The following is a 16,404-nucleotide window of genomic DNA, read 5'->3' as shown; positions in this document are numbered from 1 at the left end:
CTATCTTCGGATCAGCTTCGGTTCAAAGCCAACCCGCAAAATATCGCCCAGAACATTAAAGCTCAGAACCGTTAATAGTATCAATAACCCCGGGAACAATGCCAAATAAGGTGCCTGAGCGATATATCCCTGCGCATTGTTAAGCATACTGCCCCAAGTGGCATTCGGAGGTTGTACCCCGAACCCAAGGAAGCTTAGGGACGACTCCATCATAATCGCGGAAGCGATATTATTCGTCGCACCTACAATCACAACAGGTACTAGCCCCGGAAGAATATGACGCCAAATAATTCCGAAGTTGCTCTGGCCGGAAGCTTTTGCATACAGTACATATTCCCGTTCTTTAATCGTCATCGTCTCCGCACGAATCACACGGGCAATGTTCATCCACATTAATAGAGCAATGATTAAAATGATGTTTCCTACACTCGGCTTCAAAAATACGCTGAGCAGCAGCAGCACAAGGAAAGATGGAATGGACATCACTACATCAAGCATCCGCATCAATAGATTATCAATCCATCCGCCAAAATATCCACTGATTACGCCCACCGTCACACCTATACCCGTGGCAATGATCATTGAAGCAAAACCAACTAGCAAAGATACCCGGCCACCATACAAAGCTCGGGCAAAATAATCCCGGCCGTAATCATCCGTACCAAACCAATGATCCGCCCCGGGTGCTTTCAAACGTGCCAAAACATCCATTGCATTCGGATCATGTCCGGATAAAAAAGCAAATATAGAGCCTAGTGTGAAGACGATTAAAGTAATGAGGGCTGCGACACCCAATTTATTCGTAAATAGCTCATCTCCAACACTTTTCCATTTACTGCGATTCATGAGGTCACCTCGTTAATTTAATTCGTGGGTCCACGAAGCTATATAGAATATCCGCGACCAGATTGCCGATGATCAGCATTAAAGAAGAGAACAAAGTTATTCCCATAATTACGGGATAATCCATCCCTTTAACCGCAGTCATCCCTAAAGAGCCAATACCCGGCCATGAAAATACCGTCTCCGTTACAATTGCACCCGCCACCAGATCACCCATCGACATTCCGAGCAATGTAATTACTGGCAACAGTACATGCTTAAGCACGTGACGGAACAGAATCGTTGTCTTGCTGGATCCAAAAGCATATTGAATCTGCACATATTCTTCTTTTAGCTGTCCAATCGTACTAGAGCGGATGTATCGTACGTAACCGGCCAGAAATCCAAACGCCAATACGGCGCAAGGCAAAATACCATGCTTCAATACATCAACCGCTGATTCCACACCAATGGTTCGCATCCCCATAATAGGCAGCAGGTGCAGCTTAATTGCGAATAAGTACATAAGTAAGATGGCCAGCCAAAATAAAGGCACTGAAATTCCGATATAGGATAAAAAATTAATTACTTTATCCACCCAGCGGTTCCGGTTAGCTCCAGCAAGCAGACCCATCGGGATCGCCAACAGAACGGCTAAGCCGATTGCACTGCCCATCAAACCTGCTGTTGCAGGTAAACGTTCTAGAATTTGCTCCAATACAGGCTGATGATTCACAAGGGAATAACCGAAATTGCCCTGCAGTACTTCTTTGATCCATATAAAATATTGAATGTAGGCTGGCTTATCCAGCCCAAGGTTATGCCGGATGCGCTCAATATCATCCGCGTGCATATTCGGCGTAACGAAGGATAGTACCGGATCCCCCGGAGCCAGCTTAATCATCGCAAAGCACACAACCGAGACAAAAAACAGCATCGGCAGGGTTTGCAGTAATCTTCGGACGATAAGTTGTCTCATACGTATATTCTCCCAGTTCTATATCGGTAAAAAAATAAGCTGGATTGACCAGCTTATTTTTTCCCGTTCTTATTTAAGGTAGATTTTCGATAAATCTTCAAAAATAACGACAGGCTTCAAGACTACTTCTTCTAGACCGCCGTAGTTCTTGGAGACAGCTACAATAGTCTTAGTATTAGCAATTGGATAAATCGGTGCATCGTCAGCAATGATCTCTTGGATCTTCTTATAGATCTCACCACGTTTAGTTACATCTGCTTCTCCTGCACCATCATTGAACAACTTATCGACTTCAGCATTATTATAATGCGAGTAGTTAGAGTCTGCAGTAGAAGTATACAAAATTCTGTAAGCATCAGGATCGTAACCCATAATATAACCTGCAATCGCAAGTTCAAAATCTGTTGAATTCATATCACTGAATTTCTGGCCATATGCCGAGGCATCCATATTTTGCAGTTCAACTTCAGCGCCAATGGCCTTTAGCTTTTGCTGCACGTATAGTGAAATGGCTTCCTGAGCTTTATTACCGCTCGATACAATCAATCTCAATTTCAGATCGCTAACCCCTGCCGATTGCAGAAGCTCTTTGGCTTTTTCTACATCATTATCAAAAGAAGGTACGTCATTAGTATAGAACAATGCATCCGGAGTCAAAAAGGACTTCGCCGGGTCTGCATACTCGTTAGAAGTATAAGCAGCCTGAATGATTTCATCACGATTTAGGGCTAAAGACAAGGCTTGACGAACTTCTTTTTTAGCAAGAGCACCTCTATCACTGTTTGCATTGAACAACAGGTAGGACAATCGGCCTTCACTATAAGGCAGGATTTCGAAATTGTTCGAAGCCTCAATCGTTCCAACATCCTGTGGATCTAGATACTTAATGTTGATCTCACCATTCTGAAGTGCGAGATTCGCAGCATTCGTATCTTTAGCAATCCGGTACGTTATAGAATCAAGATGTGGTTTGCCGCCAAAGTAGTTATCAAATCTCTCGAGTGTAACATATTCGCCTGCTTTGTATTCTTTAAATTTAAATGGGCCAGATCCAACCGGAGCAGCATTCTTGGTGCTTTTCTCTAGATCCGTCTCATTCTCAAAAATATGCTTTGGAATCGGAAATACTTGCACTAGTGTAGCTTCAAAAGCTGGGCTGACCTGCGGAAGCTTGAACTCTACAGTCAGATCATCCACCTTAACTGCCTTAACGGGTTTATCACCGATGAATAAGTTCGCTCTCAGCATGCTGTTTTGCTTCTCATCGAGGATGCTATCAATCGTGAACACGACATCGTCAGCTGTAAGCTTTTCTCCGTCATGCCAAGTTAGTCCACTTTTCAGTTTCAATGTATAAGTCAGGTTATCTTCGGAAAGTGTCAGGCTGTCTGCCAAGTAGAAGGTCTTCTCTCCGTTATTCACTTGGAACAATGGCGCGTAGAGCGCTTGGTCAATCGTCAGACTGACACGATCACCTGCATAGTTCGGATTTAGAATGACAGGATCTGCAGCGACCCCAATAATTAAGTTGCCGCCATCTTTTGGTTCAGTGCTTGCTGTCGATCCTTCAGTAGCCGTAGGCGTCTGATTTGTATTTGTGGAAGCGGCGTTATTTCCCCCGGAGCACGCGCTAATCAAAAATGTTAACAAAACCAAAGTAATAACTCCAGATAATCCTCTACGCATAAGTTTCTCCCCCGTGTCTATATTGTCTTTGTTTGTTTTTATATTGTATATCGGGATACTAGGAATTACAATGGATAGCATTTCACATTAATGTAATATTGAGGGAACTGATAGTTTCGACCTTTTTCATGACATCCCCACGCCTTAAAGTATCCACAGGGTCCATACCTGAAATGACTCTTCCGAATACAGTATGCCAAGGGTCGCAATAATCAAACTCTGTTCAGCCACCAATATGAGCTTCAGTCTTCGCTTTCTCTTCCGGTGCAATCAATTTCCTCAGCATCCTCATTCAGCAGAGGTCGGTATTCACCCTTTCCATCATCCCAGAACACATCCGCACGAGGATTCATGGCCAGTAACAGATTGATTAACTACTGAACTTTTAGTGGTGATTTATCCATAGTCTCATTCCTGTGCTCATCTGGCTGCATTCTTATCTAATTATCCGGTAATTGTACAGCAGATTCATCAAAATTAATATATCTAAAAAGTTCAATTTATCCAACTCTCATTTCTCATTTACTATAAGAACTTTGCGAAATAAGGATTATTACTCTCTCACTGTAAATATATTGAGAACATACCTATACCTCTCGGAAGAAAGGGAGAGTCCCCCAAGGAGGCCGCAATGAATAAGACACGCGTATTAATCGGCAGCCCGATCCATCAAAAGCCCAATGTATTACGGGAATTTCTGAATTCCCTGCTGCGCTTGAATATCGAGCAAATCGAACTGGATTTCCATCTGATTGATGACAATGATGATGAGGAATCCAGCCGGCTGCTCCAGGAATTTAAAAGCAAGGGCGAGCATATTTTTATTCAAAGCTCCGGCTTTAACGATGCGTACATTCGCAATGATACGACTCACTATTGGAATTCTGATTTAGTCTGGAAAGTCGCCAACTTCAAAAACCTCATGATAAACCGAGCGCAAACCCTGAACTACGACTACCTGTTCCTGATCGACTCAGACCTCATCCTCCACCCCGATACGCTAAGTCATCTAATAGGGACGAACAAAGATATTATTTCAGAGGTATTTTGGACACAGTGGCAGCCAGATACCATGTTTCAGCCGCAGGTCTGGATGCATGACGAATATAATCAGTGGGAGATACTTCCCGGCGAAAAACTGCAACCCGAGGAGATCAACCGCAGATTTCATGAATTCATAGCCAAACTCCGCAATCCTGGAATCTATGAAGTGGGGGGTCTCGGCGCTTGTACATTGATTAGCCAGCATGCGATAAAAGCCGGGGTGAGCTACAATCAGATCCGGAACATATCATACTGGGGCGAGGATCGCCATTTCTGTATTCGTGCCGCGGCCCTTGGCATTCCGCTATTTGTTGACACCCATTATCCTGCCCTTCATTTGTACAGAGATAGTGATTTGAACAAGGTTGAAGATTTTATCAGAGAAACAACAGGGGTAAAAGCTGAATCGGCACCCACACCCATCGAGGAAAATTCAAATGAGGTTGCAGCTGCTCCTATAACCAAAAAGCGTCCCAAGCTAACCCTTACCATGGTTGTAAAAAATGAAAGCGGGCGCTTCCTGCGACAGGTTCTGGAGGAACACCGCAAATATATCGATGAGGCTGTCATTATTGATGACGGCAGCACCGACAATACAGCAGCTGTCTGTCTGGAAGCACTTGAAGGCATTCCCGTTCGTCTCGTGCATAATACCGAATCCAAGTTCAGCAATGAAATTGAGCTGCGAAAACAGCAGTGGGAGGAAGTCCTAAAGACAAATCCCGAGTGGATTCTGAGTCTGGACGCGGATGAGATCTTTGAAGCCAGCTTTGCAGAAAATATAGATTCCTTGCTGTATGCAGATGGGGTCGATCTGTTCTGCTTCCGCCTTTACGATTTATGGAACGCGAACCATTACAGGGAGGATACCTACTGGCGCTCTCATCTGAACTACCGCCCTTTTTTGCTTCGCTATAAAGAAGACTTCAACTATGTATGGAATGAATCCCCACAGCACTGTGGGCGATTCCCGGAAAATATCTTTGAGCTGTCTCATCAGCTAAGCAATCTGCGGCTCAAGCATCTCGGTTGGTCCAAAGCCGAGTTCCGGCTGGAAAAATATCTGCGTTATATGCTCCTCGACCCCGACGGCAAATACGGCTGGAAAGAGCAGTACATGTCCATCTTGGATGAACAGCCTCATCTAATCCCTTGGGTGGAATGAGGCTTACAATAAAAAGGGCGTTCACAAAACCATTAGGGTTTTGTGAACGCCCTTTTTTTATTCAGAACTCAATTCAGAACTCTGGTCCATCGACTTCTGGCTTCAGAATGGTTACTGTCAGCTCGTTGCCGGATTCATCCACCTGAATAACTGATCCCTCTGCGGCTTCACCAGCAATAATCGCACGCGCCACACGTGTCTCCAAGCTGCGCTGGATAAATCTTTTCAACGGTCTTGCCCCATACACAGGATCAAAACCTTCCTTAGCGATAAAACGCACCGCCGATTCAGTTAATGCCAGCCCGATCTCCCGTTCTGCCAGACGTAGACGCAATCCATCCACCAGTTTGTCCACAATTTTCTCGATCTCACCCAGTGTCAGCGGCTTGAACATTACAATGTCATCCACCCGGTTCAGGAACTCTGGACGGAAATGACCACTCAGTTCCTTCATCACTCTATCCTTGGCAGCTTCCGTGAGCTGACCGTTTTCATCGGTGCCTTGAATCAGATGGGGTGAACCGATATTGGAAGTCATAATGATGATTGTATTCTTGAAGTCAACCATTCGGCCCTGTGAATCAGTCAGCCGTCCATCATCAAGCAGCTGCAACAGAATGTTAAACACATCGGGATGCGCCTTCTCCACTTCATCGAGCAGCACTACAGTATAAGGCTGACGCCGCACAGCTTCCGTAAGCTGCCCGCCTTCCTCATATCCAACATATCCTGGAGGTGCACCGACTAGGCGGGAGACACTATGCTTTTCCATATACTCCGACATATCTATACGGATCATGCCATCTTCGCGGTCAAAAAGAGATACCGCAAGCGACTTAGCGAGCTCAGTCTTCCCTACACCCGTCGGGCCAAGGAACAGGAATGAGCCAATCGGGCGATTCGGATCTTTGATTCCTGCTCTTGCCCGAAGCACTGCATCGGCCACCAAGCTGACAGCTTCGTCTTGGCCCACTACCCGTTCATGCAGCGTATCCTCCAGACGCAGGAGCTTATCCCGCTCGCCTTCTACCAGTCGGCTAACCGGAACGCCGGTCCAGCGGGAGACAATATCTGCGATTTCCTCTTCAGTAACAGCCTCACGTAGCAATCTTGTATCCTGGTCCTGCTGTGCCGCTTCTTCCGCTGTTTTCAGCTGACGCTCCAGATCAGGAATAATGCCGTAGCTCAGTTCGGCTGACTTATTAAGATCATATTCCTCCTGTGCATCGACCAGATCCTTGCGCGCTTGCTCCAGCCGTTTTTTGAGGTCGCGAATCCCTTGGATGGCCGACTTCTCTTTCTCCCAGCGCGCCGTCATTCCTAGCTGTTTCTCCTTCAGGTCAGCGAGCTCGCGCTGCAATATTTCGAGACGGCGTTTGCTGGCGTCATCGGTTTCTTTTTTTAGCGCTGCTTCTTCAATCTCCATCTGCATCAGGCGGCGGGTCACTTCATCCATCTCACCCGGCATAGAGTCTATCTCTGTGCGGATCATGGCGCAAGCCTCGTCCACTAGGTCAATCGCCTTATCCGGTAAAAATCGATCCGTAATATATCGATTGGACAATACCCCTGCGGCTACCAGTGCGCTGTCATGGATTTTGACCCCGTGGTGAACTTCAAACCGCTCCTTCAGACCACGCAAAATGGAGATCGTATCCTCTACATCGGGTTCGCTCACGAGCACCTGTTGGAAACGGCGCTCCAGCGCAGGGTCCTTCTCTATATATTTGCGATATTCATCGAGCGTTGTGGCACCGATACAGTGCAGCTCACCCCGGGCTAACATCGGCTTCAGCATATTGCCCGCATCCATCGAGCCTTCGGTTTTACCTGCGCCCACAATCGTATGCAGCTCATCAATAAAAAGAATAATGCGGCCGTTACTTTCGCGAACCTCCCTCAATACCGCCTGCAGACGTTCTTCGAATTCACCACGGAACTTCGCACCTGCCACAAGTGAACTCATATCCAGTGAAAAAATCGTCTTATCTTTCAGCCCCTCTGGTACGTCTTTGCGTACGATCCGGTGGGCCAAGCCTTCCACAATGGCTGTTTTCCCTACACCTGGTTCACCGATCAGCACAGGGTTATTTTTCGTTTTACGGGACAAAATCCGGATTACCCGGCGGATCTCGCCATCACGACCAATGACTGGATCAATCTTGCCCGTGCGAACCTCTGCTACAAGATCACGGCCGTATTTCTCCAGCACCTCATAAGTAGCTTCTGGCTCCCGGCTGGTTACCCGCTGATGTCCACGAATCTCAGCAAGCACCGACATCAGCTTCTCACGGGTCAGCCCACGGCGGACAAAAAGATCCCTTAGCTCACGATTCTCCCCGCTCGAATCCGACACCATGGCCAGCACCGCATGCTCCACAGAAACAAACTCATCCTGCATCTTCGCCGCTTCCTTCTCCGCCTGCTCCAGCAGATGAATCAGCGATTGCGAGGCGTAACGCCTTACCGTGCTTGCTCCTGACCCGCTGATGCTCGGCTTGCGTTGAAGCAGTTCATCTGTGCTGCGCATCAGCTCAGCCACAGGGATATTCATCTTTTGCAGCAATCTTGGCAGCAATCCTTCTTGCTGCTGAAGCAACGCTTTTAACAGATGGAGATTATCGATCTCCTGATGACCGCTGTCTGATGCCAGCGACTGCGCCGCAGCTACTGCTTCCTGCAGCTTTTGAGTTAATTTATTGAAATCCATAGCTCTCTCACCTTTCTATTTAAGAGTGATTATATTAAATCGGCCTTTTGGGCCGGGGATAGGTTAATTTAGTGGGATTTATCCCGCTTATTTCGAGTAACTGGCTGGTTTGCGCTCATTCTACGGGATTTATACCGTACTTTTCGAGTAACTGGCTGGTTTGCGCTCATTCTGCGGGATTTTTACCGTTCTTTTCGAGTAACTAGTTGGTTTGCACTCATTCTACGGGATTTTTACCGTTCTTTTCGAGTAACTAGTCGGTTTGCACTCATTCTACGGGATTTATACCGTTCTTTTCGAGTAACTAGTTGGTTTGCGCTCATTCTACGGGATTTTTGCCGCTCTTTTCGAGTAACTAGCTGGTTTGCACTCATTCTGCGGGATTTTTACCGTTCTTTTCGAGTAACTAGTTGGCTTGCACTCATTCTACGGGATTTTTACCGTTCTTTTCGAGTAACTAGTTGGTTTGCACTCATTCTGCGGGATTTATACTGTTCTTTTCGAGTAACTAGTTGGTTTGCGCTCATTCTACGGGATTTTTGCCGCTCTTTTCGAGTAACTAGCTGGTTTGCGCTCATTCTACGGGATTTTTACCGTTCTTTTCGACCTACGAGCCCCATTCGGCACTTTCGAAGACACTTTTGCTTCTCTTTTCGACCAACGATCTCCATCCGGCACTTTCTAAGGCATTTTTGCTTCTTTTTTCGCACATCGAGCCAATTTCGGCGCTTTCTAAGGCACTTTTGCTTCTCTTTTCGCACATCGAGCCTATTTCGGCGCTTTCTAAGGCACTTTTGCTTCTCTTTTCGCACATCGAGCCTCATTCAGCGCATTCTAAGGCACTTTTGCTTCTCTTTTCGACCAACGATCTCCATCCGGCACTTTCTAAGGCATTTTTGCTTCTTTTTTCGCACATCGAGCCTAATTCGGCACTTTCGAAGGCATTTTTGCCTTTCTTTTCGACCATCGAGCTTAATTCAGCGCTTTCTAAGGCATTTTTGCCTTTCTTTTCGACCATCGATCCCAGTTTGGCACTCTCGAAGGCACTTTCGAAAGCACTTTTGACTCTCTTTTCCCACCATAGTGCCGACTTTCACCGTTTGAGCGAAACGTTCATTTATAGTTAGTGGCTAAATAAGTTACTGTTCTGCAACTAGCATTCAAATCACCTTATTCACCAACCAGAGTTGATCACAAACGAGTGAAATCACCTCACCTCTACCTCTTCTACCTATCTATTAATTACCCACTTTCGCCTTCTGCCGCTGGGTGCCAGTGCTTTGACGTTTAGCTCTGGCTTCGAAAGGGCTGGAGTCTGCCAGCTTTCGGTAGAGATTTTTCTCCGCTTCGCTGATAGGTTCAGGGATAACAATCTCAATTCCAAATAAAATATCGCCGTTCGCACCATTCTCACGTTTTAAGCCCTTGCCGGGGATACGTAGCGTTTTGCCGCTCTGAATTCCTGCTGGAATCTTCAATTTCACGGCTCCGCCCCCCGGTAATGGAACCTTCACTTCTCCACCCAATACCGCTTGCCAAGGAGCGATTTCAACCATGCCATATAAGTCGCCATCGCGAATCTCATAAATATCATGAGGAAGAATATGAAGTGCCAGCAACACGTCGCCACCCGGAGTGTTTCCCGCGATTTTAATAATTGTACCCTCATAGGTTCTAGGCGGAATGTTCACATCCACCGTTTTGTCACTGACCTGTACTCTTACAGTGGCACCTTTATAAGCCTGCTCCAAGGTAATATCCAGCTGCGCCTGCATGGTACTACGGGCCTCGCCCCACGGATTGCCATTCGCACGCCCCGTTCCACTTCCCGAGAAAAAATCAAAGCCAGCCCGATCCGCCGAGCCCCGATTCCCAAAAAACATCCCGAATAAATCTTCCTCCGAAATACCAGAACCTCCTGTTGAATAAGTTCCACCGTTCCAGCTTCCACTTCCACCAAAGTTTGAATCCCAAGAGGAGGCTCCACTCGCCGCCCCTCCACTAGCTCTGCCACGTTGAGCTCCATAAAGCAGCTCTTCATCATAGAGTTTCCGTTTATCCTCATTACCAAGCACTTCATAGGCTTCAGCTGCTTCTTTGAATTTCGCCTCTGCCTCAGGGGCTTTGTTAACATCGGGATGCCACTTCTTGGCAAGCTTCTGATAAGCCTTTTTAATTTCCTGTTTAGTAGCTTTTTTGCTCACACCCAAAGCATCATAATAGCTTTTACTAGCCACTCGCGCTTCCTCCTTTCCATCCCTATTCTCATATTGACCACCATTGCACTCCGAGAAAAGACGCACCATAGCCGGAATCCTCCACTACAATGCGCCTTCTATTCATAACACTATATTAAAAGCCCGCTGCCATCTCTAAAAGACTGAGCGGAAGTTCATTCCGCTTAATTTATGCTTATTCAGACTGCGAACCCGTAGAATTAGAATCTCCGTCTTGAATCTCGATGCGTTTACCTTGCATTTTTTGCCGTTTGGGAACTTCCAGCTTCAGCACTCCATCTTTCAAAGACGCGCGAATTTCTTCCTCGGCAATATCTTGAACATAGAATCTGCGCACATATTCACCATATCGGCGTTCTCTGCGTACAATCTGATGTTCCTTGTTCTCCTCGGCATTTTCTTCCTTACGTACCGCTTTAATCGTCAAATAAGGACTGGCATAATCAATGTCGATTTCTTCTTTTTTCAAACCAGGAAGTTCAGCTTCAATCAGGTAAGCCTGCTCACTCTCACGAATATCTGTTCTGAAGGACATCGTGGAGCTCTTAATCGGTGCAAAAAAATCATCATTAAAAACATCATTCAAAGACTTAGCCAGCACACCAAAAGCATCATCTCTACGTTTACCAAAAGGAACCATATCAAACATTATCCATTCTCCTCTCATTGACTTTGACTTTATTTGACCTATGACCTTATTATAGTCCCCTACCCGAGGAATAACAAAACCGATTTAAGCCGATTATCGCTCAAATTCAGGCGAATTAGCTGATTTTCCACAACAAAATTAGTTCTTTTTATTTATTTGACCAATTTTGACCTTTGTTTGATCTTTCGTAAATGACACCTATATAATCATGATCCAACTTGCAGTACGATTATTATATGTTCAGACCTTCCGTTCAATACAAGCCATTAGCTTCTAATCATCTTCACGCCAGCTTTTAAACAGAGTTTTCTTACGATCTATCAAAATTTAACGATTTAAAGATGAAGCCAGCAGAAGTGATATAATGAAAGACAACTAAAGACCATTTTCGTTACAGGAGACCAATTGTATGCAACCAACCTATCCTATGGATGATACGCAGTGGAGTAAGCTCATCCAAAATGTCGCCTATTATTTCGATGATCTTACCCTCAAGCGGGGGTTCCAATATTATAAACAAAATCGAGTGCAGCCGTTTACCATGACGGAGCCTCGTAAGATTAACGCTCTAGTTGAAGGTAGAGAGGATTACCGCGTCACCATTGATCTCGACGGCTTCACCAATTGTCATTGTAATTGTCCAGTATCAGGTCATTGCAAGCATATGGCTGCCGTGCTGTTGAATTATGCCGAACAACAAAATAGATCTGTACAGGTTTTGGCTAACGCTAAAGCTGCATCCTTTTTGCCTAAAATATCAAGTACAGCAACAAGTACTTCTATTGGAGCCGATGCAACTCGTCAGCAGCAAATGAAAGAGATGGCCAACCGCATCGCTAGCGGAAAAATAATGGAGTGGCGGGAGTATTTTGAATTCTGTATCTCCCCTCTAGCCCATACTACCCGAAATCCTGAATATGTGAGTCGGGCCTTGTCTGCAATTAATAAATTCAAACCAAAAATGCTTCCGGAAACGGAGAAGCTGTTCACTCTGCATGCTCATCTTTATCTGTTGGAAAAGCTCGCTAAGCCTTCCACGCAATCCGTCGGTCAGGCCGCTTACGCCCCTTCTCTTGGTTATTACACACAGGTAGCAGTCTCAGAGCTACAGGAAGTAATCACAGGTCTTTTAAAAAAGACACTTCCGCTGTCCCCCGAGCAAGAGCAGGATCTATGGCCATACGTCATCGATACTTTATCTTATCTGCGGCGCGAGATGTTGACGGAGTCGCGGGATCGCTCACGGGATCAACCCTCTTTTTCTCTTAGCTATGATCTGCTGTGGAGAAATTGGATTTATCCGAATACAGGTGGAACTAAGCTTTACCTGAATGAAATCGAACAGCTGCAGCAAGCAGAAGGTGAATTAGGCGCTTCCCTGTCACAACATGCGTGGCTGTTAGCTCAGAGCCGCATGTATTACTATCTGATGGATGACCAGAAGGCTTGGGACTTACTGAATAAGGCTGCCGAGCGCCCGGGTCTCCATCCCGATGAGCTCATGAGCTTCACCTCTCCGCTGCTGGATGCAGGGGACTGGTCCCGGTTGGTGGGTTGGCTTGTTCAGATCGGTCCACTGCTGAGCAGCAGACTCTATAATCTCAATAGCTATTCAACCAGTTGGGAAGAAGCTGTTCGCCACCTGCCTGAAGCTGAGCCACAAATGTGGGATACACTAGCCACCATGTTACCTATCTCTGGCGAAGTCTATGAAGAGAAGCTAATCACCTATGAGAAATGGCAGACCTGGATGGATTATCAGCTGTCCATCGGTAAACAGCCCTCCGAATTTCGTGTCAAAGACCTCCAACCGGTGGAAAAGAATGCACCTGAGGTTCTGCTGCCCTTTTACCATCAGGCCGCCGAAAGATTCGTGCTGGATAAGAACAGACATAGCTACAAAGCGGCTGTGAAATTATTGAAACGATTATCCAAGCTGTATAAAAAGCTGAAACAAGAAGAACGCTGGGAAGATTTCCTCACTGCCTTCGCCATTAGGCATAGCAGGCTCCGTGCGCTGCAAGAGGAGCTTCGGAAAGGAAAGCTAATACCATGAACATGCATTTACGCACGCTGACCATCCGGCTTGCATTAAGCCAGTATGGCGATGCTTTAATATTTGGAATGAATGAGCGCGAAGATCTCGTGCCGGGCTTGCAGCTTAAGCAGCGGCTTTTCGCCTGGCATGAGGCGTCTTTTTATGGTACGGAGTTAACCGTGCAGCCAGCTGGCGAAGGCGTGGAGCTAGTGATTCTTCCTGCTGAGCAGGTCATCCCCTTCTTTGCCGAGCAGAAGCTTTTGGCGCATATCGAATGGAGCTGGGAGGGCGATGCCGCCCACCTCACAGAACTGGCGCCACTTCTGGCTATATGTCTGGAGCACAAACAGTATATTCCCGACATCTCCGCCTACCGCGCCGGGAGGCTGCAATGGACTTGGGACGAGGGGGCTCTTGCGCAGGTGGCAGTGGACAGTGACACTGCTAAGGGAGCCCTTGAGGCGCTAAATGGCAGCAGCGAATTTAGCCGTGGATTACGTGCGGCGTTCTCTGCCGCCGTATCGCAGCGCTATTACAGCACGGAGGCCGAGGCCGGCGACCTCCGCAGCGAATTCCCGCTTCTCTTCGATAGAAGCGGAGCACTTGCAGCGGGCATGGATACCGCCGCGTGGCTTATCGCCATTGGCTGGAAGGCGGACACCGCGCCTTTCCGGCCCGCTCTACAGCTGCTGGAGCCCGATGAGGATGAATCCTATTGGCGGCTGCAGCTGATCCTTCAGGACAAGCGCGATGAATCCGCGCTTGTTCCCATCAGGCTCGCCGATAACGGCGAGCCGTACGGCTTGTGGCCGACCGCGTGGTCGGCTCACGTGCATGAACGGGCCGCGGGATGGCTGGAGCGCCTCCGCGGCAGTCTGCCGCCCGAGCGCTTCGCGGCGGGCGGCGATGTGCTGGCCGAACCGCTGAGCGATGCCATCGCCTGGCGGTTCTTGACGGCCGAGAGCCAGCGGCTGCTGGAAGCTGGCTGGCAAGTGCTGCTGCCGGCGTGGTGGGAAGCCGCCAGCCGGAAAAAGCCGCGCCTGCGCGCAAAGATCAGCTCCGGCGAAGACAAACGCAGCGGCGGCGAGTCGCTGTTCGGTCTCGATTCGATCATCGATTTCGATTGGCGAATCTCCATCGGCGACGCGGATCTCACTGAAGCCGAATTTGCCGAGCTGGTCGCAAGAGGGGAACGGCTCGTCCGCTTCAAGGGCAAATGGGTCTCACTCGATCCGGCTCTGCTGGCGCAAATCCAAAGAGCCATGGCGGGAATGGACAAGTCGCAAGGCTTGTCCTTCCAAGACGTGCTTCAGCTCCACTTGCTAGGAGCTGGTGAAGAGGCAGACGCTGAAGCTACGGAAGAGCAGCTGCAAGAAGATGCCGCGCGTCTGCGTCTGGAGGTAGAGCTGAACGAGCATTTGATCAGCCTTATCGGTCAGCTGGGCCAGCGCTCAGAATGGCCTAAGCCGCCCGTACCCGCAGGCCTTAAAGCGGAGCTGCGCACCTATCAGCATGAAGGATTCGCTTGGCTGACCTTTCTGCGCCGCTTTGGGCTGGGGGCCTGTCTAGCCGATGATATGGGACTAGGCAAAACAGTACAGCTCATCGCCTATCTGCTACACATCCAAGAAAACACGGATGCAAGCTCAGCCCGGCGGCAGACCGACCCACCAGGCTGGCCTTCATTGATCATCTGCCCGACCTCTGTGTTAGGCAATTGGCAGAAGGAGCTGCAACGCTTCGCGCCTTCGTTGAATGTTATGCTTCATTACGGAAGCCGCCGTCTGGACGCGGGATTCTTCTATGGCGCAGCTTCGCAAGCCGATGTGGTACTGACCTCTTATGCGACTGCTGCGCTTGACCAAGAGCTGCTAAAGGAATTCACTTGGGCGACGATCTGCCTGGATGAAGCTCAAAATATCAAAAATGCCCAAACCAAACAATCCGCAGCTGTACGTAGTTTTCCAGCTCTACACCGGGTCGCCTTAACAGGGACGCCGATAGAGAACAGATTATCCGAGCTGTGGTCCATTTATGATTTTATAACCCCAGGTTATCTGGGCAGCGCCAAATCTTTTAATGACCGATTCACGAATGCTATTGAGAAGGAACGCGACACGAAACGTACAGCGGACCTACAAAATCTAGTAAAACCCTTCATGCTGCGCCGCAAGAAAAAAGACCCTAATATACAGCTCGATCTACCTGATAAAAATGAAATGAAAACCTATGTTCATCTGACAGCCGAACAAGCGGCGCTTTACGATCAAACCGTAAACGGACTGTTGGAACGGATGAAGAAGCTGGAAGGCATTGAGCGCAAAGGGGCAATTCTCGGAGCTCTGACCGGGCTTAAGCAGCTATGCGATCACCCGATGCTTGTGACAAAAGAAGCTATCCCTGAGCTTGATACGGACAATAAACTGGATACCAGCTTTCTTATTAACCGCTCCTCCAAACTCGAAAGACTGCTGGACATGGTTAAGGAGCTGCGCGCGGAAGACGAGCGCTGCCTGATTTTTACTCAATATGTGGGTATGGGAAAAATGCTTCAGGCGGTTCTCCAGCAGGAGCTGGGCGAACCCGTCCTTTATTTGAACGGAAGTACCTCCAAACAGGCGCGCGACCGCATGATCGAGCGGTTTCAGACACCAGCCCCTTCGGCGGAAGATGGGTCTACACGCCCAGACACATCGCCGTCTGATCAGCCGAATGTATTCATCCTTTCACTCAAGGCTGGGGGAGTTGGCCTGAACTTAACTGCAGCCAATCACGTATTCCACTTCGACCGCTGGTGGAATCCAGCGGTGGAGAATCAAGCAACTGACCGCGCTTACCGCATGGGCCAGACTCGTGATGTGCAGGTGCATAAATTCATCGCCCTGGGCACACTCGAAGAACGGATTGATGAGATGCTGGAGAATAAACAGCAGCTCAGCGATAATGTGATCTCCAGCTCGGAAGGCTGGATTACCGAGCTGTCCACAGAGGCTCTGAAAGATCTCTTCACCTTGCGTCGTGACTTAAATGACTAGCAAAAAGGAACATTCGCGTAAATGCGAATGTTCCTTTTT

The 16,404-nt window shown here is 47.9% G+C and carries 10 protein-coding genes and 1 pseudogene; 4 read left to right on the top strand and 7 right to left on the bottom strand.

The annotated features are described in order from the left end of the window. The 4 genes and pseudogenes from NSQ91_RS01480 to NSQ91_RS01465 all read right to left on the bottom strand — a co-directional run. Entirely contained in the window at nt 1–846 is an 846-nt protein-coding gene (locus tag NSQ91_RS01480; RefSeq protein ID WP_036687295.1) for an ABC transporter permease, read from the bottom strand. Nucleotides 847–850: 4 nt separating this feature from the next. Beyond that, nucleotides 851–1,801, bottom strand: a complete 951-nt coding sequence (locus NSQ91_RS01475) for an ABC transporter permease (protein WP_076127007.1) — start codon at nt 1,799–1,801, stop codon at nt 851–853. Between the two features lie 69 nt (nt 1,802–1,870). Further along, nucleotides 1,871–3,487 (bottom strand): ABC transporter substrate-binding protein, encoded by a 1,617-nt coding sequence (locus NSQ91_RS01470; protein WP_076304745.1) that lies wholly within the window; start codon nt 3,485–3,487, stop codon nt 1,871–1,873. A gap of 82 nt (nt 3,488–3,569) precedes the next feature. Continuing rightward, a pseudogene (locus NSQ91_RS01465) lies at nt 3,570–3,683 on the bottom strand (peptidylprolyl isomerase); the annotation flags it as partial. A gap of 435 nt (nt 3,684–4,118) precedes the next feature. On the opposite strand from NSQ91_RS01465, the gene NSQ91_RS01460 reads away from it, so the two are divergent. Then, nucleotides 4,119–5,696 (top strand): glycosyltransferase family 2 protein, encoded by a 1,578-nt coding sequence (locus NSQ91_RS01460; RefSeq protein WP_076278960.1) that lies wholly within the window; start codon nt 4,119–4,121, stop codon nt 5,694–5,696. A 73-nt stretch (nt 5,697–5,769) separates the two neighbouring features. Here NSQ91_RS01460 and clpB read toward each other — a convergent pair whose 3' ends face one another. After that, nucleotides 5,770–8,406 carry an ATP-dependent chaperone ClpB gene (clpB, locus tag NSQ91_RS01455; RefSeq protein ID WP_340916211.1) on the bottom strand — a complete coding sequence of 879 codons (2,637 nt, stop codon included), beginning with the start codon at nt 8,404–8,406 and terminating at the stop codon, nt 5,770–5,772. Nucleotides 8,407–9,047: 641 nt separating this feature from the next. On the opposite strand from clpB, the gene NSQ91_RS01450 reads away from it, so the two are divergent. Continuing rightward, nucleotides 9,048–9,533, top strand: coding sequence for a hypothetical protein (locus NSQ91_RS01450; RefSeq protein WP_340916209.1), 486 nt, complete (start codon nt 9,048–9,050; stop codon nt 9,531–9,533). Between the two features lie 111 nt (nt 9,534–9,644). Here NSQ91_RS01450 and NSQ91_RS01445 read toward each other — a convergent pair whose 3' ends face one another. Together NSQ91_RS01445 and NSQ91_RS01440 are read right to left on the bottom strand one after the other, a co-directional pair. Then, a complete protein-coding gene (locus NSQ91_RS01445) occupies nt 9,645–10,643 on the bottom strand; it encodes a DnaJ C-terminal domain-containing protein (protein ID WP_179088229.1) in 999 nt (332 codons plus the stop codon). 175 nt (nt 10,644–10,818) lie between these two features. Further along, on the bottom strand, nt 10,819–11,292 hold the full coding sequence (locus NSQ91_RS01440; protein WP_076186194.1) for an Hsp20/alpha crystallin family protein: 474 nt from the start codon (nt 11,290–11,292) through the stop codon (nt 10,819–10,821). Between the two features lie 409 nt (nt 11,293–11,701). Here NSQ91_RS01440 and NSQ91_RS01435 point away from each other — a divergent pair, with 409 nt between their 5' ends. Together NSQ91_RS01435 and NSQ91_RS01430 are read left to right on the top strand one after the other, a co-directional pair. Beyond that, nucleotides 11,702–13,348: an SWIM zinc finger family protein gene (locus tag NSQ91_RS01435; protein ID WP_076305111.1), complete on the top strand. Its 1,647-nt coding sequence runs from the start codon at nt 11,702–11,704 to the stop codon at nt 13,346–13,348. After that, nucleotides 13,345–16,365 (top strand): DEAD/DEAH box helicase, encoded by a 3,021-nt coding sequence (locus NSQ91_RS01430; protein WP_076305112.1) that lies wholly within the window; start codon nt 13,345–13,347, stop codon nt 16,363–16,365. Before NSQ91_RS01435 ends, NSQ91_RS01430 begins: the two co-directional genes overlap by 4 nt. Nucleotides 16,366–16,404 lie beyond the last annotated feature (39 nt).

Origin of the sequence: Paenibacillus sp. FSL R7-0048 (assembly GCF_038004505.1) — a bacterium.
GTDB classification, from domain to species: domain Bacteria; phylum Bacillota; class Bacilli; order Paenibacillales; family Paenibacillaceae; genus Paenibacillus_AQ; species Paenibacillus_AQ odorifer.
Note: the sequence above shows the minus strand (reverse complement) of the source record. Positions and strands in the feature narration are given on the sequence as shown.